This window comes from Catellatospora chokoriensis (assembly GCF_011297315.1).
Lineage (GTDB): Bacteria > Actinomycetota > Actinomycetes > Mycobacteriales > Micromonosporaceae > Catellatospora > Catellatospora citrea.
The window spans coordinates 295,218-315,832 of sequence record NZ_JAAOTI010000002.1 but is presented as its reverse complement, the minus strand read 5'-3'; the positions used below and the strand labels follow the sequence as shown (position 1 = coordinate 315,832).

Annotated in this window: 15 protein-coding genes; 9 read left to right on the top strand and 6 right to left on the bottom strand. The window is 74.0% G+C overall.

What is annotated here, in order from left to right:
• Positions 1-62: 62 nt before the first annotated feature.
• The 3 genes from HAV39_RS04000 to HAV39_RS03990 form a co-directional block, all read right to left on the bottom strand.
• Positions 63-2,873 (bottom strand): ATP-binding protein, encoded by a 2,811-nt coding sequence (locus HAV39_RS04000; RefSeq protein WP_191837783.1) that lies wholly within the window; start codon positions 2,871-2,873, stop codon positions 63-65.
• Between the two features lie 136 nt (positions 2,874-3,009).
• A complete protein-coding gene (locus HAV39_RS03995; RefSeq protein WP_147432935.1) occupies positions 3,010-3,225 on the bottom strand; it encodes a hypothetical protein in 216 nt (71 codons plus the stop codon).
• 241 nt (positions 3,226-3,466) lie between these two features.
• Positions 3,467-3,727, bottom strand: coding sequence for a Prokaryotic metallothionein (locus tag HAV39_RS03990; protein WP_120318848.1), 261 nt, complete (start codon positions 3,725-3,727; stop codon positions 3,467-3,469).
• A 169-nt stretch (positions 3,728-3,896) separates the two neighbouring features.
• Here HAV39_RS03990 and HAV39_RS03985 point away from each other — a divergent pair, with 169 nt between their 5' ends.
• The 3 genes from HAV39_RS03985 (at position 3,897) to HAV39_RS03975 (ending at position 8,065) form a co-directional block, all read left to right on the top strand.
• On the top strand, positions 3,897-5,105 hold the full coding sequence (locus HAV39_RS03985) for a sensor histidine kinase (protein ID WP_191837782.1): 1,209 nt from the start codon (positions 3,897-3,899) through the stop codon (positions 5,103-5,105).
• Positions 5,102-5,755 carry a response regulator gene (locus HAV39_RS03980; RefSeq protein ID WP_191837781.1) on the top strand — a complete coding sequence of 218 codons (654 nt, stop codon included), beginning with the start codon at positions 5,102-5,104 and terminating at the stop codon, positions 5,753-5,755. Before HAV39_RS03985 ends, HAV39_RS03980 begins: the two co-directional genes overlap by 4 nt.
• A 255-nt stretch (positions 5,756-6,010) precedes the next feature.
• The gene (locus tag HAV39_RS03975; protein ID WP_191837780.1) at positions 6,011-8,065 is read left to right on the top strand and encodes an MMPL family transporter; all 2,055 of its coding nucleotides are present in this window, start codon (positions 6,011-6,013) and stop codon (positions 8,063-8,065) included.
• Between the two features lie 98 nt (positions 8,066-8,163).
• On the opposite strand, the gene HAV39_RS03970 is transcribed toward HAV39_RS03975, so the two are convergent.
• A complete protein-coding gene (locus HAV39_RS03970) occupies positions 8,164-9,264 on the bottom strand; it encodes a sulfite oxidase (protein ID WP_191837984.1) in 1,101 nt (366 codons plus the stop codon).
• Between the two features lie 93 nt (positions 9,265-9,357).
• The gene (locus HAV39_RS03965) at positions 9,358-10,206 is read right to left on the bottom strand and encodes an alpha/beta fold hydrolase (RefSeq protein ID WP_373311660.1); all 849 of its coding nucleotides are present in this window, start codon (positions 10,204-10,206) and stop codon (positions 9,358-9,360) included.
• Between the two features lie 158 nt (positions 10,207-10,364).
• On the opposite strand from HAV39_RS03965, the gene HAV39_RS03960 reads away from it, so the two are divergent.
• A complete protein-coding gene (locus tag HAV39_RS03960; RefSeq protein WP_191837778.1) occupies positions 10,365-11,741 on the top strand; it encodes a hypothetical protein in 1,377 nt (458 codons plus the stop codon).
• Between the two features lie 117 nt (positions 11,742-11,858).
• On the opposite strand, the gene HAV39_RS03955 is transcribed toward HAV39_RS03960, so the two are convergent.
• The gene (locus HAV39_RS03955) at positions 11,859-12,626 is read right to left on the bottom strand and encodes a hypothetical protein (protein WP_191837777.1); all 768 of its coding nucleotides are present in this window, start codon (positions 12,624-12,626) and stop codon (positions 11,859-11,861) included.
• A gap of 200 nt (positions 12,627-12,826) precedes the next feature.
• Here HAV39_RS03955 and HAV39_RS03950 point away from each other — a divergent pair, with 200 nt between their 5' ends.
• From HAV39_RS03950 to HAV39_RS03930, 5 genes are all read left to right on the top strand, one after another.
• A complete protein-coding gene (locus tag HAV39_RS03950; protein ID WP_191837776.1) occupies positions 12,827-14,569 on the top strand; it encodes a VWA domain-containing protein in 1,743 nt (580 codons plus the stop codon).
• Between the two features lie 193 nt (positions 14,570-14,762).
• The gene (locus HAV39_RS03945; protein ID WP_239120355.1) at positions 14,763-15,251 is read left to right on the top strand and encodes a hypothetical protein; all 489 of its coding nucleotides are present in this window, start codon (positions 14,763-14,765) and stop codon (positions 15,249-15,251) included.
• Between the two features lie 36 nt (positions 15,252-15,287).
• The gene (aspT, locus tag HAV39_RS03940) at positions 15,288-16,991 is read left to right on the top strand and encodes an aspartate-alanine antiporter (RefSeq protein ID WP_239120356.1); all 1,704 of its coding nucleotides are present in this window, start codon (positions 15,288-15,290) and stop codon (positions 16,989-16,991) included.
• Positions 16,992-17,094: 103 nt separating this feature from the next.
• Positions 17,095-18,318 (top strand): FIST signal transduction protein, encoded by a 1,224-nt coding sequence (locus HAV39_RS03935; protein ID WP_191837775.1) that lies wholly within the window; start codon positions 17,095-17,097, stop codon positions 18,316-18,318.
• The gene (locus tag HAV39_RS03930; protein ID WP_191837774.1) at positions 18,315-20,609 is read left to right on the top strand and encodes a putative bifunctional diguanylate cyclase/phosphodiesterase; all 2,295 of its coding nucleotides are present in this window, start codon (positions 18,315-18,317) and stop codon (positions 20,607-20,609) included. The genes HAV39_RS03935 and HAV39_RS03930 overlap by 4 nt, the downstream gene beginning before the upstream one ends.
• Positions 20,610-20,615: the final 6 nt, after the last annotated feature.

Genomic DNA, 20,615 nt, shown 5'->3' with positions numbered 1-20,615 from the left:
GGGCGGATGCGTGCCCATGATTCGCACAGGTGCCCGGCAAGTCTGACGATCATCGGTGCCGATCAGGCCGAGCGCGCGCGCTGGTGGGCGCTGACCGCCAGCTCCACACGGGAGTGGACGCCCAGCTTGGCGAGGATGCTCGACACGTGTGACTGGACGGTGCGCCGGGACAGGAACAGCTGCGCCGCGATCTCGGGATTGGACATGCCCGCGGCGACCAGGGCCGCGACCCGGTGCTCGGTCTGCGTGAGCGCCTCCCAGCCGTGCTTGGGGCGCTTGCGCGGGCCCTGCCGGCCGCGGCGCACCCCGAGCCGGCGCAACCGGGCGTCGGCGCGGAAGATGTCCCGGCTGGCGTCCATCGCGGTGTAGAGGTCCAGCGCCCGGCCCAGCGCGGTCCGCGCCGGGTCCAGGTCGCCCCGCGCGGCCAGCGCCACCGCGGCGTCCTCGGCGGCCTGTGCCTCGTAGAGCCGCCAGCCGCAGGCGCGGTAGGACTCCACGGCCGCCAGCAGCAGGTCCGCGTCGCCCTCGGCGAGCCCGCGGCACAGCAGCGCGGTCGCGGTCAGGCTCACCGCGGGCTGCGCGGCGGCCAGCTCCGCCGTCTTGGCGACCAGCGCGGCGGCCCGGTCCCGGTCGCCCGCCGCGGCCGCCAGCCGGGCCAGATCGGGGCAGATGTGGTACATCACCCGGTGCGGCAGGTGCTCCAGCGCGGAGGCATGCTCCCAGCACGGGAAGAACAGGTCGAGGCAGTACGCCGCCCGCGCGGGCTCCTCCAGCAGCACCCGCGCCCAGGTGTCGAGGTAGACGTACTGCGCCTCGGCCGCGCCGCCCTGGCCCTGCGCCACGATCGTGGCCTCGGGCGCCGGCTCGCCACGGTGGATCGCGATGAGCCTGCCCAGGCCGCGCAGCCAGGGCCGGTCGCCCAGCGGATCCGGATACTCCAGCCCCGCCTCGATCTCGGCGAGCGCGTCGTCCCAGGCCCCGGTGAGGAAGCGCAGCTGCGCCCGGAGCGCGTGGATCAGCGCCAGGTACGGCCCGCCGTAGCGCTGGTTGCTCTCCAGCGCGTCGGCCAGCACCTGCTCCGCCTCGTCCAGCCGGTCCAGTTGCAGCAGGCAGTAGCCGCGCAGCACGCTCTGGCCCGCGGGCATGTCGGGCAGCACGCCCTGTCCGATGTCGGCGACGGCCTGCTCGCTCAGGGCCAGGCCCTGCCCGACGTCGCCCTCGATGAACCGCAGCCCCGCCTGCACCAGCCTGCCCAGCCCCACCGCGTACCCGTCACCGGCCCGCTCCCCGTGCTCGATCGCCAGGGCGGCGGCGGACGCGGCGGCCTCGTGCTGGCGCAGGAAGAACCGGCACTTGGCGCAGAACCCGTGGAGGCGTCCGGCGTCGGCCGCGGGCAGGTCGTCGGCTGCCAGCGCGACCGTCGCGACCTGCACCGCCTCGGCCTGCCGGCCCTGCCGGAACAGCGCGTCCATCAGCAGCCAGTAGAGCGCGCTGCGCCGGTGCGGGTCGGGGTCGCGGCTGATCGCCTCCCGGGCCTCCTGCTCGGCCTCGCGCAGGCTGCTCTCCCAGATCAGCGCCCGCACCAGGTGGAAGCGCATGTCGCCGGCGCGCTCCTCGGACACCTCTGCCAGCGCCCGGCGCAGCAGCCGCACCGCCGCGCCGGGCGCTTTGGTGATCAGATCGTCGGCGAAGGCCACCAGCCAGTCCAGCGTCGCGGCGTCCAGCGCGGTCCCGGCGACCAGGTGCTCGGCGACCCGCTCCACGGAGGCCCCGGACGAGGTGAGCACCTGCCCGGCGCGCAGGTGCAGCGCGGTGCGCATCTGCTCGGGGACACCATCGCTGAGCGCCTCGCGGATCAGCGCGTGCCGGAACTCCAGGTAGGGCCCGGCGTCGACGATCACGCCGGCGTCCAGCGCCGCGAACATGATCTCCGACAGGGTCATCACCGGCATCTCCAGCACCGCCGCCAGCTCTGCCACGTCGATGGCGCGGCCCAGCACGGCGGCCTGCTGCAACGTCTCGCGCTCCTTGCGCGGCAGGAAGGCCAGCCGGCGCAGGATCATGTCGACCAGCGAGCGCGGCATACCCGCTTCGGCGGCGTCGGCGGTCAGCTCGGCACTGCCGCGGTCCACCCGGATCCAGCCCTCGCGCATCAGCGCGGCCAGCAGCTCGGTCAGGTAGAACGGGTGACCGCCCGCGCCCGCGACCAGGCGGGCCAGCCGGGGACCGGGCGGCGCGCCCAGGCGGTCGGTGACCAGCGCGGTCACCGCGGCGTCCGGCAGCGCGGCCAGCTCGACCAGGTCCGCGCCGCGCGCCTGCAGGCTGCGCAGCAGCCCCGCGGCCTCGGCCCGGGTGGCGGGCCGCGCGGCGACGACGACCAGCAGCGGGTACTCCTCGATGCCGCGGCCCATCCGATGCAGCACGACCAGGCTGGCCGGGTCGGCCCACTGCACGTCGTCGACGAGCACCGCCAACGGACCGGCCGCACACCAGGTGTCGATCAGATCGAGGATCGCCTCGGTGACCGCGAGCTGGTGGTTGGCCGCCGCCGCGCGCAACGCCAGCGCATCCTCGCCACGAAGCAGGCGCGCCACCCGGGCCTGGGCCGGGTCGTCGGTGACGACCAGCAGGCCGAGGCACGCGCCGATGGCGGAGAAGGGCAACTGCTGTTCGAGGTCCTCGGCCGCGCCGCGCCGCACCCGCATACCCAGCCGCTCGCACTCCGCGGCGGTCGTGTCGAGCAGGCTGGTCTTGCCGATGCCGGGTTCGCCCTCGACGAGGACCGCGGCACCGGTTCCGGCGGCCGCCGCCCGGGCCAGCGCGCGCAGGCGCTCGACCTCGGGATCGCGGCCCACGAACACAGGCGCCGCCATGGGACAAGCCTAGTCTTCAGGCAGGTCCCAGGCGGCGCCATGCGGCCGAACGTGGGGTGTCCCGGGGTGGGCCGCCGTGGGCGGCTTCACCGGGCCACACCGTGTCCGGGGTGGGGTGGGATGGGTGCGAGGAACGTCAGTGGTCCGCGCGTCCGGCGTACATCTCGTTGACGACGGTGAGCACGTCATGGATGGAAGTGCGGGCACGGGTGGCGATGTGCTCGACGGGCGCGTTGCTGGCGAACGCCTCCCGGATCGCCGAGCGCAGCGAGCCGGCGTCATGGGCGGTCCCGCCGCCCGTGGCCACGGCCTGGTCGATCAGGCACAGCGCGTGGTCCGCGGTGACGTACATGCTCATCTCCCAGCTGCCGGCTCGTCGTCATGATCGGGTGCGGGGCACCGCCCGCTTCCACTCGACCCGCTGACGCGGCCGGAGAGGCGCCGGTGCTTCCGTGACATCCACGATCCGGCACCCGGCAGACCGAAACATCCGCCACCCGGCGGTACTGCGTGCCCGACTCATTCCTTTTTCATGTTAAAAGCTCCGTTCGTGACGTTGGTTCGGCCGAACGGAGCCCCGATCGCGAGCCGGCTCAGCCCGGATGCACCCCCACCGCGTCCCGGATCTTGAAGCCCTCCCGCGCGTCGGCCGAGCGGGCGCAGTGCGCGCAGCAGTAGAAGTGGCCGGACACCTCGACCCCATGCCCGATGATCTTGCAGGCGCAGTGCTCGCACACCGGCGCCAGCATGTGCACCGCACACTCGAACGAGTCGAAGACGTGCACCGCGCCACCCGCGGTGTGCACCTCGAACGACAGCCAGTAGTCGTTCTTGCAGACCTCACACGTGCCCACAGACAATCCCTCCCATCGGCGTATCCATGAACAGTGTCGGGTGCGTCACCGCCGAACAGCAGCAAAACGACCCATTTACCCAGGCCGGGACGTGATCAGGGCGTACGCAGCCCGACGTACGCCGCCACGCGGATGCGGCCGGGCGGGCGGACTCCGTAACCTCGCCCCTGTGCACCTGCTCCATCGCCTGGCCGCCCGCCCCCAGCGCTACGACGCCCTGTTCGCGCTGGTCACCGGCGTGCTGGTGATCGGCTGCTCGTGGCCGACGCAGAGCGAGCAGCCCGACCGGATCCGGCTGGACGCCGCGGCGTTCGCGCTGCTGGCCCTCGGCGCCCTCGCCCTGGTCGTCCGCCGCCGCTGGGCGGTGCTCGCCAGCCTGACCACGTTCGCGGTGGTCGCCGTGTTCATCGGCGTGGGCTACCCCTACGGACCGGTGTTCAGCTACGTCATGATCGCCGTGTACTCACTGGCGGCCTGGCGGGACACCCGCTGGTCCGTGCCCGTCACGGCGGTGCTCATTGTGCTCTACCTCTGGCTGAGCGGCTGGGTCGAGAAGGAGCCCGACGGGCTGCTGTTCAACCTGGTCACCACCACCTTCTGGCTGGCCACCCCACTGGTCACCGGCATCGCGGTGCGCATGCGGCGGCTGGCGGTGGAGCAGTCGGCGATCGAGGAGCGGCGACGGCACGCGTACGAGGAGCGGCTGCGCATGGCCCAGGAGGTGCATGACGTCGTCGGGCACAGCCTCGCCGTGATCAGCATGAACGCCGGCGCGGCGCTGCACGTGCTCAGCCGCCGCCCGGACACCGCCCCGCAGGTCGAGGAGTCGCTGCGGGCCATCCGCCAGACCAGCACCGCCGCCCTGGACGAGCTGCGGGTCACCCTGTCCGCGTTCACCGGCGCGTGCCCCGCCCCCGACCGCCCCGCGGCCGGGCTGGGCCTGCTTCCCGAGCTGGTCGCCGCGACCACGTCCGAGCGGCTCACGGTCCGGCTGACCGTGCACGGCCCGACCCGGCCCGTCCGGCACGCGGTCGACCTGGCCGGATACCGCATCGTGCAGGAGGCGCTCACCAACGTGCTGCGCCACGCCGCGGCCCGGCAGGCCACAGTGGAGGTCGCGTACGGCCCGCACGGGGTGGCGCTGACCGTCGCCGACGACGGCCGCGGCGGCGCCCCGCAGCCCGGCGGCTCCGGGCTGGACAGCATGCGCGAGCGCGCCCGCGCCCTGCACGGCGTCCTCGACGCGGGCCCGCTGCCCGGGGGCGGCTTCCGCGTGCACGCCGACCTCCCCTACGGCGACACCCCCGACCCGGACCCGCTGCCCGCCACGCTGGGCCCCCGCGAAGCGCTGGACCCGGTCCCGGGCGGGGTCGCATGATCCGCGTCGCGCTCGCCGACGACCAGGCGCTGCTGCGGCTGGCCATGCGCACGCTGCTGAGCTGCGAACCCGACCTCGAACTCGTCGGCGAGGCCGAGGACGGGCTCGGCGCACTGGACCTCGTCGCCGCCCACCGGCCGGACGTGCTGCTGCTCGACATCCGCATGCCGCGGATGGACGGGCTGGAGGTGCTGCGCCGCCTCGACGGCCCCACCCGCGTGATCATGCTGACCACGTTCGAGCTGGACGAGTACGTCTTCGAAGCGCTGCGGGCCGGGGCGTCCGGCTTCCTCACCAAGGACGCCGAGCCGGCCGAGCTGCTGCGCGCGGTGCGGGTGGTGGCCGCCGGGGACTCGCTGCTGTCGCCCACGGTGACCCGCCGGGTCATCGAGCGGTTCGGCGCGACGCCGGGCGCGGCCCCGCCGAAACGCGTACACCCTGAGCTGCACCTGCTCACCGAGCGGGAGCGGGAGATCGTGGGCTGGGTCGCGACCGGACTGTCCAACGACGAGATCGCGGCCGGCCTCGTGGTCAGCCCTGCCACCGTGCGCACCCACGTCAGCCGGGCCCTCATCAAACTCCACGCCCGCGACCGCGCCCAACTCGTCGTCATCGCCTACCAGTCCGGCCTCCCCATCCCCCACCCCTGACCCGCCCGCAGCCCGCGGCGCACGCCCCTTGATCGCCCGACTTGCCTGGCACATGGTCGAATTCGGCCGCAAGATACGCACAGGTGCCAGGCAAGTCGGGCGATCTTGCGTCCGGTGGCGGGGCGGGACGCGCGGGTGGGGCGCGGCGGGGCCGCTCGGGGACGTAGGCCGGGATACGTGCTCGGGCGGATGTGCGCGACAGCGGCGGGCGGGGAGCCTGGCCGGGTTCTGTGACCCGAACAGGAAGGCCCACCCATGTCCTCCGCCTGGCAGCGGATCGCCACCGCCCCCGCCGGCCGCCGCACCGCGTGGTCCGTGCTGACCGCGTGGCTGCTCATCGCCGTCGCCGCCACCATGTTCGCCAAGACCGGCGACGTGGAGACCAACGACCTCAGCTCCTGGCTGCCCGCCTCGGCCGAGTCGACCCGAGCCCTCGAACTGGCCGAGCGCGAGTTCCCGGCCGCCGAACCGGAGCAGTTGCTGCTCGTGTACGTCCGCGACGGCGGCCTGACCACCGCCGACCGCGACGCGGCCGCGGCCGACGCCACCGCGCTGGCGGCGCTGGCCGCGGGCCCGGTGCCCCCGCCGATCCCGTCCGAGGACGGCGCGGCACTGCTGGTGACCGTGCCGCTCAGCCCGGCACAGACCGCCGATGAGGCCGTCGGCCCGGTGCTGGACCAGGCCCGCACAGTGCTGACCGAGGGCCTGCCCGCGGGCCTGGGCGCCTGGATGACCGGCGGACCGGCGGCCGGGGCCGACTTCGACGCCGCCTTCGACTCGCTGGACACCACACTGCTCGGGGTCACCGTCGGCGTGGTCGCGCTGCTGCTCCTGCTCACCTACCGCAGCCCGGTGCTGCTGCTGGTGCCGCTGTTCGCCGTCGGCGTCGCCAGCCAGCTCGCGAGCGCGCTGGTCTACGTCGGCGCGAAGTATCTCGGCCTGGTCGTCAACGGGGCCAGCGCGGGCATCCTCACTGTGCTGGTGTTCGGCGCGGGCACCGACTACGCGCTACTGCTGATCTCCCGCTACCGCGAGGAGCTGACCCGCCACGCCGACCACCGGCAGGCGATGCGCCTGGCGCTGCGGCACAGCCTGCCCGCGATCATCGCGTCCGCCGTCACGGTGATCCTCGCGCTGCTCACCCTGCTGGCCGCGGGCCTGAACTCCACCCGCGGGCTGGGTCCGGTCGCCGCGCTCGGCATCGTCTCGGCGCTGCTGGCGATGACCACGCTGCTGCCCGCCCTGCTGGTGATGTGCGGGCGGCGGGTGTTCTGGCCGTTGGTCCCCGCGGTGCGCGGCGCCGCCGAACCGGCCCGCGGACCGGGCCTGTGGGCGCGCACCGCCGGGTACGTGTCCCGGCATGCCCGTCCGATCTGGATCGTCACCGCGCTCGGGCTGGCCGCGCTGAGCCTCGGCGCGACCACGCTCGACACCGGCCTGCGCCAGTCGGAGTCGTTCGTGACCAAACCCGACTCGGTACGCGGCTTCGAGGTCCTCGCGACGCACTTCCCCGCCGGCTCCGGCGACCCCACCGAGGTGTACCTCAACACCACCACCGCGGACCGGGTCACCGGCACGCTGCGCGGCCTGCCCGGCGTCGCCGAGGTCGGCGAGGCGGAGCCGTCGCTGGCGGGCGGCTGGACCCGGCTGCGCATCGTGCTCGCCGACGCGCCGTCAAGTGACCGCGCGGAGCAGACGGTGCTGCGGCTGCGCGACGCCGCGCACGCCGTCGACCCGTCGGCCCTGGTCGGCGGCGCGACCGCGCAGGAACTCGACGAGAACACCACCATGGACGCCGACCTGCGCCTGCTCATCCCGCTGATCCTGGCGGTGGTGCTGGGCGTGCTGATCGTGCTGCTGCGCTCGCTGGTCGCACCGCTGCTGCTGCTGGGCAGCGTGCTGCTGTCCTTCGGCGCGGCGCTGGGCGCGGCCGCACTGATCTACCACGCGATCGGCTTCCCCGCGATCGACCGCTCCGTGCTGCTGCACGGCTTCCTGTTCCTGGTCGCGCTGGGGGTCGACTACACCATCTTCCTGATGACCCGGGCCCGCGAGGAGGTCGCCGTGCACGGCCACGCCGAGGGCGTCACCCGCGCCCTGTCCGTCACCGGCAGCGTCATCACCAGCGCCGGCGTGGTGCTGGCCGCGACGTTCTCGGTGCTCTCCCTGATGCCGGTCGTCTTCATGATGCAGGTCGGCATCCTCGTCGGCATCGGCGTCCTCCTGGACACCTTCATCGTGCGCACCCTCCTGGTCCCCGCCCTCGTCCACCACGTAGGCCCCCGCACCTGGTGGCCCCGCCACCCGTGAAGGAAGGGCACCTTCACATCGCCATGCGTTGTAGAAGGTGCCCTTCTTAACCGTCGACCACGTGTGACCTGCGGCGGCTGGTCCAGCAGCCGTGGGGACTAGTCCAGGCAGGCCACCGGGACCTGCTGCACCGCGTTGTTGGCGAAGCCGCCGCGGTTCCAAGCCTGCTCGACCGGCTGCACCCCGCCCAGCGCGTCGACGGCGCGGGCGGTCAGCAGATGCCGGCCCGGCGCCGCGTCCCAGGCGTACGTGAAGCGCCGCCACGCCCACCGGTGCCCGTTGTCCGGCTCCAGCTCGGCCGCCGACCAGGTCTCGCCGCCGTCCACGCTGACCTCCACCGAGGTCACCGGGGCCCGGCCGGACCAGGCCCGCCCCTGCACGGACACCGGTCCCGGGCGCACCACCCGGGCGCGGGACATGAAGTCGGGAAAACCGGGCGGGGCCAGCAGCGCCCGCGGCGCGATCCGGGTCACCGGCACGCCCGGGTCGGCGGCGTCGCGGCGCACCCGGTATGCCACGGCCTGCTGGAAGCCCTCGAACGGCCGGTCGACCAGCGTGATCTCGCGCAGCCACTTCACGTGGGCCATGCCGTACCAGCCGGGCACCACCAGGCGCACCGGGAATCCGTGCTGCGGCAGCAGGGGCGAGCCGTTCATCTCGTACGCCAGCAGCACGTCCTCGCCGAGCGCCTCCGCCACCGGCAGGCTGCGCTGGTAGTCCTGCTCGATCCCGCGCTCGACCCCGTGATCCGCGCCGGTGAACACCACCTCGACCGCGGACGGGTCCACGCCGGCCGCCGCCAGCACGTCGCGCAGCGGTACGCCGGTCCACTCCGCGGTGCCGACCGCCTCCACCAGCCACGGCTGGCTGACCGGGCGGGGCAACAGCCGGGCCCGGCCGTTGCCCGCGCACTCCATGGTCACCCGCACCGTGCGCGCCGGCATCGCCCGCAGCGCCGCCAGGTCCAGCGCCGCCGGCCGGTCGACCAGCCCGCCGACGGCGATCTGCCAGGACGCCTCCTCGGCGTACGGAATGTCGTAGTGGATCAGCAGGTAGTGCAGCCCGGCCGGGGTCACGTCGTAGCGCAGCGCCTCCAGCGGCATGCCGTGGTTGCGGGCGGCCAGCGCCAGCTCCTCGGCGCTGATGCCCTCGTCCGGCTCGGCCAGGCGACCGGGGCGGCTGACGTCGTTCAGGGTCATGTCCACCCGACCAGCATCACCCCTCACGCCGGTGGCACGGAACCCGGCCCGCCCGATCCCGCCCGGTGGCGGCCCGGATCCCGGGGACGCCGGTCAGAAGTCCGGTGACGCCAGCACGCCGGCAAGGCGCAGCAGGGAGACGAGGATGCGCTCGCCCTGCGTCCACAGCAGCGCCCCGCCGGACTGGGCGAGCAGGTGGCGGCGCGCGTGCGGGATCCGGGCGGCCAGCGCCTCCCCGAAGTCGGGCGAGTGGACCAGGCTGGTGTCCAGCGCCCCGTACCAGAGCTCGACCGGGACCCGGATCGCGGCCGGGTCGAACGGCCACGGCGTCATCGACAGCAGGGTGTCCCGGGCGTATCCGGCCGAGCCATGCGCGAAGCCCTCCGCCAGGGCGCGGCGGAACTGCGCCGCGAACGGCTCCCCCTCGTACACCTCGCGATCGGACGGTCCGCACATGGCGGTCACCATGTGCCGCAGCCGCTCCGCGTCGAACTGGGCGAAGTGTGCCTCGGCCTCGTCGGGGTCGTCGGCGGCCGCGCCCACCAGCCAGCGCACCTGTTCCGGCAGCGCCGCGGTCACCTGCGGCCGGGCCAGCTCGTCGGTGCCGGACACCACCGCGACCGCGTTCACCGCCCCGGCCGCGGCGCAGGCCAGCGCGAACGGCGCCCCCTGCGAGAAACCCACCGCTGCGGGCCGCCGCAGCCGCGCCAGGCCGGCGAACTCGGCGACGTCGGCGGCCCAGCCGGTCAGCGTGCGCCCCGGCGCGGGATCGGAGGCGCCCAGGCCGGGCCGGTCCAGCGAGATCAGGCGTACGCCGAACGCGTCGACAGCCTCGGCCCCGAACCCGAGCCGGCGGCTCGTGCCCGCACCCGGGCAGAACAGCACCGGCGCACCGCCCGGCGGACCCCACTCGGCCCAGCCCAGCCGGCGGCCGTCGGCCAGTCGCACCTGCCCGAGCCGGTCCGGCTCCGTCACCGCGAGGCCCACGCCTCGATTCTGCCGTCCGGGCAGGGGCCGGCGCGTCAGGACGGGGCGGCACGGCGCGGCGCGCTGTGGCACGATCACGCGTCATGAACGGGGAATCAGATCGTCGTACGTCTATGTTGACCGTCGTCGTGGCCGGGCTGGCCGCCTGCGCCGCCGGGATCCTGCTGGCCCGCTGGGGCCTGGTCGCGGTCCCGCGGCGGCTGTTCGCCGGCTATCCGAACGGTGAGCTGGCCGTAGGCGCGTTCGAGCCGGGCGTGATCGCGCTGGCCGCGGTGCTGACCGTGCTCGCCGCCGGGTCGGCCGCCGCGCTCGCCCGGCTCAGCGGCTGGGCGGTCAGCGCGGCCGGGGTGCTGCTGACCCTGGCGGGCCTGCAGTTCGCGAACGCGGGCGTGCCGGACCAGGGCATCGTCTCGACGGCGCTCGTCGCCGCGGGGCTCGGCGTCATGTGCGGCGGGTTGCTGGTCGCGGCCGGACAGCAGCAGCTCGCCGGGCGGCTCGCCACCGCGGGCGGGTTCGCCGCCGGACTCGGGGTGGCCTCGCCGGTCCTCCTGCTGCTCGCCCCGCGGAACTACGATCCCGAGGCGCTGGGCCCGGACGTCTACCTGCCCGGCATCGCACTCGCGCTGGTGGTGGCCGCGGCCGTCACCGCGACGACCCGCCCCGTTCCCGCCACCGCGCCGACCGCGCGGGTGTGGGGGCCCGCGGTCGCGACCGCCGTCGCCGCCGCCGTGCTGTACGGGGGCGACGCCGCGCTCGCCGCCACCGTCGACGCGCTGCGGCTCAGCCGCGACGGTCTCGCCTCCGAGCGACGCATCGATTTCGTACAGGACCTCGCCCGCTACGGCATGCTCGCCGTCGCGGTGGCGGTCGGCCTCGTGCTGACCGGGTACGCCTACCGCCGCGGCCGCGCGGACCTGGCCCGCTGGACGCTGCTCTGCCTCGCGCTCGCCGCGCCGCTGCACATGGGGCTGGTCCGAGGGCTGTACCTGCCGTCGGCGCCGTACGTGATGCTGCTGGCCGCCGCCGGCGCGGCGGCTCTCGGCGTCGCCGCGGCGGCCTACGCCGACCGCTGGCTGCCCGCGGACGCGCTGGGCGTCTGCCTCGCCGGGGTGGGGATCGCGGTCAGCACCGCCGCCTACCGGATGGGCCCGTCCTGGGGTTACGCGTCCGCGGTGCTCGTCGCGACCGGCACCGGGTTCGCGCTGGCCGCCGGGCTGGCCCGGGTGCTGCGCACCACGCAGGGCACGCCGGTCGACGTCGCCGGTTCGGCGGTGCTCGGCCTCGCCACGGTGCTGCTCGCCGGGCAGGCCCTCGGCCCGCTGATCGTGGAGGCCGCGAGCTCCACCGGTTACGGCAGCGACCTCCCGCTGACCCTGCCCGGCCTGGCCGGCGCGTCGGCCGTGGCGTTGCTGCTGCTGTTCGGCGTGTCCCGCGCCGTCGACCGGATCCGCCGCGACATCCAGGACGAAGCCCGCCGCGCGGTGTCCTGACGGGTCCGCCGGTCGACGGGATCCTCGCGCCGGCCTCGACGGGGTCTCCCGCCACCTGGCTCGACGCCCGCCAGCCAAAGCCCGCCTGGATCGCCGCCTGACCGGGCGGGCGTGGCGTCAGGGGCGGACGGTGCCGGTAGGCGGGAGGCCGGCGGAGGCGGTGACGTGGACGGCGGTGGTCCACCAGCCGCTGTCGAGGCGGCCCGCGGACGTCCAGTCGATGACCCAGTCGAGCATGCACAGCGGCGGCTCGTCGTAGGCCTCGGGCAGCGGGAGCAGGGTGATGCCGCCGTCGGGTTCGACGTACCCGTCCAGCGGCAGCTGCCGGGGCATCGCCAGCCGGGAGGGCAGCAGCTTCCACGCCCGGTGGGACGGGTAGCTGTGATCGGTGGCCCAGGTGTCGATGATCCCGGCCCGGACCAGCGGCCGCAGCAGCGACGCGGTGTCGGTGCACAACCGGTCCCGCTTGGGCTGGTACGGCGTGAAGCTGAGCAGCCGCGCCCGGGTCAGCTCGACGCCCGCCGGCCGCCCTGCCTCGTCCCGCGACCGCCCGTCCCACCGTTGCGCGTCGGGTTCGGCGGGCGGCCAGGACCCGCCGTCCGACGGCTCGTCCCAGGACTCGGCGGCCCGGTCGTCCCACTGCTCGGCGAGGCCGGGTTCGATGTCGTCCGGCTCGGCGTACGCCCGCCGCCGACCGATGCGCACCTGCCGGTCGTAGGACTCGGCGAGTGCCGTCTCCTCTTCCGGGCCGAGGTCAGCCCCGTGCCGGGCGCGGTGCGGCGCGTCCGCGGCGTACGGGAGCTCCTCGACGGCGACCCCGCCCGACCCGGGCACGGGATCGTCCTCGCGCCGCGCGGTCGAAGCTCGCTGTCGTGACGCCCACATCGGCGCACCTCCTGGGGGTCCCGGGGAATGGGACGGGACGGGATGAATTCCTGTCCGCCAGAAGGAGTAACGGGTGATCTTTCCGCCGGGTTAGCGGTGATCAGGCAGTACAGAAGGCCGGTGTGACATGTTTCTCTCCGGTAACATTCGTCCGAACGTATGTGGCGAGACGCCTTCATGTTGACGAAACATAGCTTCTTGTGCCGGGCCGCCATCGCAACGTACGCCGCTTCCACCCCGCCACCAGCGCCATTGCCGCGGTCTTCGCGGTCGCGCTGGTCGTCTCGGGTGCCTTTCTCGTCTACCGCCAGCTCGCCGAGCCGGGCTGCTCCGGGGAGGCGCCGTTGACCGTGGCCGCGCCCGCGGAGTTGGCGCCTGCGCTGCAGGAGACCGCCGCCGCGCTCACCGCGCAGAAGGCCGAGGTCGACGGTGCCTGCATCGCCGTGCAGGTCAAGGCGGCCGACCCCGCCGACGTCGCGGCAGCGGTCGCCGCGCTGCGCGGGCTCTCGCTGACCGGTGTCGGCCAGCCCAGCGGCAGCACCGAGGTGCCCGACGTGTGGATCCCGGACTCCGCGACCTGGCTGGCCCGGGTGAGCGCCGCCGCGCCCAACACCGCGGTCCAGGAGTCGCCCTCGATCGCGCGCAGCCCGATCGTGGTGGCCATGCCGGAGCCGATCGCGACCGGCCTCGGCTGGCCGGCGGCGAAGCTGACGTGGCCCGCGCTGCTCCAGCAGATGACCGCCGGCACCAAGCTGCACGTCGGCATCGTCGAGCCGACCCGCGACTCCGCCGGCCTGTCCGGCCTGCTGGCCATGGCGCAGGCGGCGGGCACCTCGCCCAACGCCCAGGCCGCCACCACCGGCGCGCTGCGCTCCCTGGCCGCGGGCCGCTCCGCGCTGCGCCAGGACGTGCTGGCGCGTTTCCCGCGGGCCGGCGATCCCGCCGCGATCGCCTCCGGGCTGAGCGCGGCCCCGCTGTCCGAGCAGGCCGTCATCGCGTACAACGCGGCGAAGCCGCCGGTGCCGCTGGCCGGGCTCTACCTGGAGCCCGCCCCGATCGCGCTGGACTACCCGTACGCCGTCATGCCCGGCATCGAGCCGGAGCGCCATGCCACCGCGGCCCGCCTGCTGGAGGCGCTGCAGACGCCCTCGTTCCGCGACCGGCTCGCCAAGATCGGCCTGCGCGGGCCGGACGGCGGCTTCGGCGCGGGCGCGACGACCCCGCGCGGCGCGCCGGAGGTGATGGGCGCTCCGGCGCCCGCCGCCTCGCCCACCGCGGCCACCACCACGGCCGCCGTCGAGCGGATCCTGTCCACCTGGGTGGCCGTGACGCTGCCGGCACGCATGCTGGCCGTGATCGACGTGTCCGGCTCGATGCTGCAGCAGGTCGCCACCGCGGGCGGCGCGACCCGCGCCCAGGTGACCCTGGAGGCGGCACGGCGCGGGCTGGGACTGTTCGACGACTCGTGGGCGGTCGGCCTGTGGACCTTCTCCACCGAACTGGACGGCAGCAAGGACTACAAGCAGCTGATGCCGATCGGGCCGCTGTCGTCGAACCGGACGAAGATGCTGTCGACCCTGGCCGCCATCCAGCCCAAGCCGACCGGTGACACCGGCCTCTACGACACGATCCTGGCCGCCTACCAGACCGTGCAGAAGGACTGGGATCCCGGCCGCGTCAACTCCGTGGTGCTGATGACCGACGGCGACAACGACGACGCCAACGGCATCTCGCACGACGCGCTGCTGAACAAGCTGAAGGAGATCGCCGACCCGGCGCGGCCGATCCAGGTCGTGATCCTGACCATCGGCGACGTCAGCACCGACCCGCTCAACAAGATCACCAAGTTGACCGGCGGCGGCGTCTTCTCCGCCAAGGACCCCGCCAAGATCGGCGAGATCTTCCTCAAGGCCATCTCCCTCCGCTCCACCCAACCCAGCTGACACCCCGAGGCGGCCCCACGCCGCCTCGCCCTCCCGCCTGGCACACCATCTCCCCATGGACGCCGGCCTATTACATCGAGTATTCGGAGATCGAACTCGATGTAATAGGCCGGCGTCGATTCAATTGGGTGGCGGCGACCGGCGGCCAGGGTGGGTGGCCCAGGTGGTCGGTGGGGCGTGGGAGTATCCGGGGGTGCTGAGTCAGGAGCTGCGACGGTTGCCGGGAGTGGCGCGAGCGATCGCCGAGGCGGCGGTCGACGCGGTGGACGCGGCGCGGGCGCGCGACGCCGAGGGGCTGCGCGAGGCGGCGGACCGGCTGGCGGCGGCCGACTCGGAGCACGTCGGGCTGGTGCTCGGCAGCGTCGTCCGGTCCCTGCTGGAGGACCTGCACCCGGACGGGCTGGCCAGCGAGGACATCCAGGACGTGCTGGAGCAGTGCGTACGCGAAACCCTGGCGTGGACCGTCGAGCTGGACGTCGACACCCTGGTCGTGGTGCTGACCGGGGCACTGGGCGTGCACCAGCAGGAGGACGGGGCACCCCGGCCCGATCCGCGGCTGCTGGCCTGGCACGCGCCGGTGCTGCTGGCATACCTGCTCACGGTCTCGGGCCGGCGGCTGGATCCCTACCTGTCGGCCGCCTTCGCGGAGATCATGCGGGCCGAGACGGTGGAGATGCCATAAGCGCTCATCACCTTTGTCCTAATATGAGGTGAACTCATGGGGCGGGGGTGCGGGGTGCTCGACTGGCTGGGCGACCTGCTGCGCAGCATCCCCGGGCTGGCCCTGTTCAGCTGCCTGGCGGCTGGTTTCACGCTCGGCCGGGTGCACTTCTGGAAGATCACGCTCGGCGGGGTGGCCGGCACGCTGCTGGTCGCGCTCGCCGTCGGCATGCTGGACGTCACCCTGAGCCCGGAACTGCGCAACGTCGCGTTCGCCCTGTTCATCTTCACGCTGGGTTACCTGGCCGGGCCGTCGTTCTTCGCGAGCCTCAACCGCAAGGCGCTGCGGTATGCGGTCTTCACCGTGATCCAGGTGGTCACGCTGGTCGCGCTGGTCTGCGTCGCGACCGTGGCGCTGCGGCTGGACCAGGGCACCGCGGCCGGGCTGCTGGCCGGCGGGACGACGTCGTCGTCGGTGCTCGGCACGGCCGGGGAGGCGATCGGCGCGCTGCCCGTCGGCCCCGCGCGGATCCATGAGCTGCAGTCCAACCTGGCCACCGCGTACTCGATCGCGTACATCTTCAGCCTGGTCACGCTCATCCTGTTCACCAGCCAGTTCGTGCCCATGCTGATGCGGGTCGACCTGCGCGAGCAGGCCCGCGCGCTGTGGCGCGCGCTGGGCGGCGAGCCCGAGCGCTCGGACAGCACGACCCGGGCGGTGCCCGGCGTCGTGGGGCGGGTGTACGAGGTCACGGCGGCGCACGGGCGCACTCTCACGCAGCTGGCGGAGGCGCTGGGCCCGGACGCGGCGGTGGAGCGGCTGCGCCGCGGTGGCGAGATCACGCCGGTCGAGCCCGGCATGGTGTTGCAGACCGTGGACCGGATCGTGCTGGTCGGCAGGCGGGAGGCGCTGCTGCAGGCGGAGCAGCTGATCGGGCCGGAGACGATCGGCAGCGGAGCCGACCCGCTGAGCCTGGACGTGGCGGAGGTCGTGATCACCGATCCGCGCTTTCGCGGCTGGACGCTGGAACGGCTGCACCAGCAGGTCCCGCCGCGCGGCGTGTTCGTCACCGGCCTGTCCCGGATGGAGCACGACCTGCCGATCAAGCCGCACACCGGCATCACCACCGGTGACACGGTGCGGCTCACCGGCGCGGCGCACGACCTGGACGTGTACACGCCGCTGCTGGGCGTGCGCATCGACCCGGCGGTCAAGGCGGATCTGAGCTTCATCGCGCTGGGCGTCGTGGTCGGCATGCTGGTCGGGCAGCTGTCGGTGCCGATGGGCGGGGTGCCGCTGTCGCTGGGCATCGGCGGGGGCTGCCTGTTCAGCGGCCTGTTCTTCGGCTGGCTGCGGGCCCGGCACCCCACCTACGGGCAGTACCATCCCGCCGCCGCCCAGGTGATCCAGCAGTTCGGGCTGGCCACGTTCGTCTGCGCGGTCGGGCTCAGCGCGGGCCCGGCCGCGATCACCCTGCTCAAGCGGTACGGCGTGCTGTTGCCGCTGATCGCGGTGCTGGTCACCGTGATCCCGGCGCTGCTGAGCCTGTGGGTGGGCGGCCGGTTGATGAAGCTGCCCGCGCCGCTGGTCGCCGGGGCCATCGCGGGCCAGCAGTGCAGCACGCCCGCGGTCGACGCGGTGCGCAAGGCCGCGGGCAACTCCACACCCCTGATGGCGTACACCATCGTCTATGCCTTTTCCGCGGTGCTCCTGCCGCTGCTCGGACCGCTGATCGTGGCGCTGGCGGGGGCGCTGCCATGAGGCGTGATCTTTGGCGTACTGACCGGTTAGCGAGTTATGGTCGCTTTGTGAAGTGCCAGGTCAGGCGGCCCGTACGGGCCTCCGTGGGGCGCTAGGAGTGATGATGCCTGTCGACGTACCCACACCCCGGCCCGGCGCCCGTCCGACCGCCGCCGAGCCGCTGCGCGTCGGGGTGGGCTACAGCGACGCCGCCGACGCGGTCACGGCCGGGCGGGGCGCGGCCGCCGAGGCCCTGGCCGGCCTGCACGGCACGCCACCAGAGTTGATCATCATGTACGCCTCCGTCTCCTACGACCTGATCGCCCTGCTGCACGCGGTGCGCCGGGCCACCGGCAAGGCGCCCCTGGTCGGCGCCACGACCAGCGGGCAGTTCCACGACGGCCGGCTGATCGACCCCGGCCTCGGGGTGTCCGTGCTCGCGCTGTCGGCCGGGCCGTACCGCTTCGGCGTGGCCTCGGTCACCGGCGTCACCGAGGACGGCGACCATGCCGGGCAGCGCCTGGCCCGGGCCGCGCGCGCCGCCGCCGGGCCCGAACCGGCCGCGCACGCCGCCCTGCTGCTGCTCACCACCGGACTGGCCGGTCACCAGCAGGAGCTGCTCAACGGCGTGCACAAGGTGCTCGGCGCGCCGGTGCCCGTGGTTGGCGGCAGCGCCGGCGACGACCGCCTGCTCATCCGCACCTGCGTGTTCGAGAACGACAACGTGCTCACCGACGGCGGGGCCACCGCCGTCTGGATCGCCGCACCGGCGCCGCTGTCGGTCGTCGCCGAACACGGCTGGCACGACGTGGGCCTGCCGCTGCTGGTCACCAAGTCCGACGGCCTGGAGATCCAGGAGATCGCCGGCCGCCCCGCGGTCGAGGTGTTCCGCGAGCACTTCCACGACGACGTCAACTTCGAACGCCCCGGCCTGATCAAACCCGCGCCCGGCTACCTGTCGGCGTACGCCTTCGGGCTCATCCAGCCCGACGGCAGCAAGCTGATCCGCGGCGCGTACATCGACGACGACGGCCGGCTCATGACATTCAGCCCGCTGCCGCTGTACGCCCCGGTGCAGATCGTGTCCTGCCGCGCCGAGGACCTGCTGCGGGTCACCGGCGACGTGGTCCGCCGGAGCCTGGCCGATCGCCACGCGTCGGTGCTGCTGGCGTTCAGCTGCGTCGCCCGCCTCGACGTGCTGGCCGAGCAGGGCGCCGAGGAGGCGGCGCTGATCCAGGACGCCGCCGGTGACGTGGCGACGTTCGGCTTCTACACCTACGGCGAGTTCGCCCGGACCACCCGCGTCGCCGGATACCACAACGCGACCCTGACCGCGATCGCGCTGTGACCGCCGCCGTGCCCGCCGACAGCGAGACCGAGCAGCTCAGACAGCAGCTTGCCGAGGCCGTCGACGCGGCCCGCGACGCCTACCGCGACACCACGCGGCTCATCCAGCTGCTGGACCTGCTGGGCCGCCCGGCCGGCTCGGCGGAGCTGATCGGCGACATGCTGAACGAGCTGTCCGACGCCTTCTTCGCCGATGTCGTCTGCATGGCCCGGGTGACCGGGGACCGGCTCATCGTGTCCGCGTCGTGCGGGCTGCCCGAGGACGACCCGGCATACACCGAGGGCTGGCCGGTGGGCGAGGCCGCCCGCCGCACGCTGACCACCGCCGAGCCGGCCGCCCTGCACGGCGACGTGCCCGGCGAGGACGCCCCGGGTTCGGTGGCGGGACTGGGCATCCGGTCGGCCGCGTGGATCCCGCTGTCGACCGAGCCGTACGCCGACACCCTGCTCATCCTGTTCCGCAGCCTGGATCAGCCGTTCGCCGTCGCCGACCTGCGCATGCTGACCTCGGTCGCGGCCCGTCTGCACATGGCGCTGGAGGAGCGCGAGCGCCACGCGATCATCGAGCAGCTGGCCCACTACGGCCACCTGCTGGCCCGTCACCTGGAGGTGGAGCCGCTGCTCGACGAGGCCGCCGGGCTGCTGCTCCGGCTCACCGGCGCGGACCGGGCCTGGGTCGTCACCGTCGAAGGCGGCCAGGGGCAGCTGCGCGCCCACCGCGGCCTGCCACCCGAGCACGTCGCGGCCTGGCCGGTCCCCGCGAAGAGCCTCGACGACCTGCCCACCTGCGACGCCGGGCTGCCCGAGATGCTGAAGGTCGCCGTCTCCCGGGAGAACGGCGCGACCACCCTGCTGTGCGCCGGACGCGAGCGCCCCCGGCTGTTCGCCCAGGGCACCCTCGAAATCATGACGATCTTCGCGAACCACCTCGGCGTCGCGCTCACCAACGCCGAGCTGTACCGCGCGCTCACCGACCGGGCCACCCGCGACCCGCTCACCGGCCTGGCCAACCGCAGCGCGCTGGTGTCGCACCTGGACACGCTGCTGTCCGCCGACGAGGCGACCCGGGTCGGCGTGCTCTTCTGCGACCTCGACGGGTTCAAGGCCGTCAACGACCTGCTCGGCCACGAGGCCGGCGACGAGCTGCTGATGCAGGTCGCCGAGCGGCTGCGCAGCAGCGTACGTCCCGATGACCTGCTCGCCCGGTTCGGCGGCGACGAGTTCGTGATCGTGCTCGACGGGGTCAAGCAGCTGTCCGAGGTGGCCGAGATCGGGGCCCGGGTCTGCGCCGACCTGGACGACCGGCTCGTGGTCAGCGGCGAGCAGGTGCACGTGTCCGCCAGCATCGGCGGCGTGCTCGGCATCCGCGGCCAGGCCACGCCGAGCACCATGCTGCGCGACGCCGACGCGGCCATGTACGTGGCCAAGGCCCGCGGCAGCGGCCAGGTCGAGGTCTTCGACGAGGACGCCTCGCACCGCTCCCGCGACCGGCTGGACCTGCGCTCCGAGCTGCTGCTCGCGCGCTCCCGCGGCCAACTGCACCTGGCGTACCAGCCGATCTTCGCGCTGGACACCCGCGCCATCGTCGCCTTCGAGGCGCTGCTGCGCTGGACCCACCCGCACCACGGGACGGTGCCGCCGGACGTGTTCATCCCGCTGGCCGAGGAGACCGGGGCCATCGTCGAGATCGGCCAGTGGGTGCTGGCGCAGGCCTGCCGCCAGCTCGCCCAGTGGCACCGCCTGCCCGAGGGCCGCGGCCTGGGCATGAGCGTCAACCTCTCCCCCGTGCAGCTGCACCAGGACCGCGCCGCCGAGCGCACGCTGGACGTCATCCGGGCCGCCGGGCTGCACCCCGCCGACATCTGGCTGGAGATCACCGAGCACAGCTACCTGCGCCACGAGGTCACCGAGTACGCCGGGGCGCTCGGCGCGGCCGGGGTGCACCTGGTGCTCGACGACTTCGGCACGGCCTACTCGAACCTGAGCTACCTCAAGCGGCTGCCCATCGAGATCCTGAAGATCGACAAGTCCTTCGTCAGCGGGGTCACCGGTCCCGGGGGCGGCCACCTCGACCTGAGCATCGTGCGGGCCATCCTGGCCATCGCCGACTCGCTCGGGCTGGTCGCCATCGCCGAGGGCATCGAGACCGAGGACCAGCGCGCGGCACTGCGGGACCTGGGCTGCCGCCTCGGGCAGGGCTACCTGCTGTCCCGGCCGCTGCCCGCCGCCCAGGCGGGGCTGCTGCTGCGCCCTCAGGAGCAGATGCCCGCCCGCGCCCAGCGTCGCGGCTGACCCGCC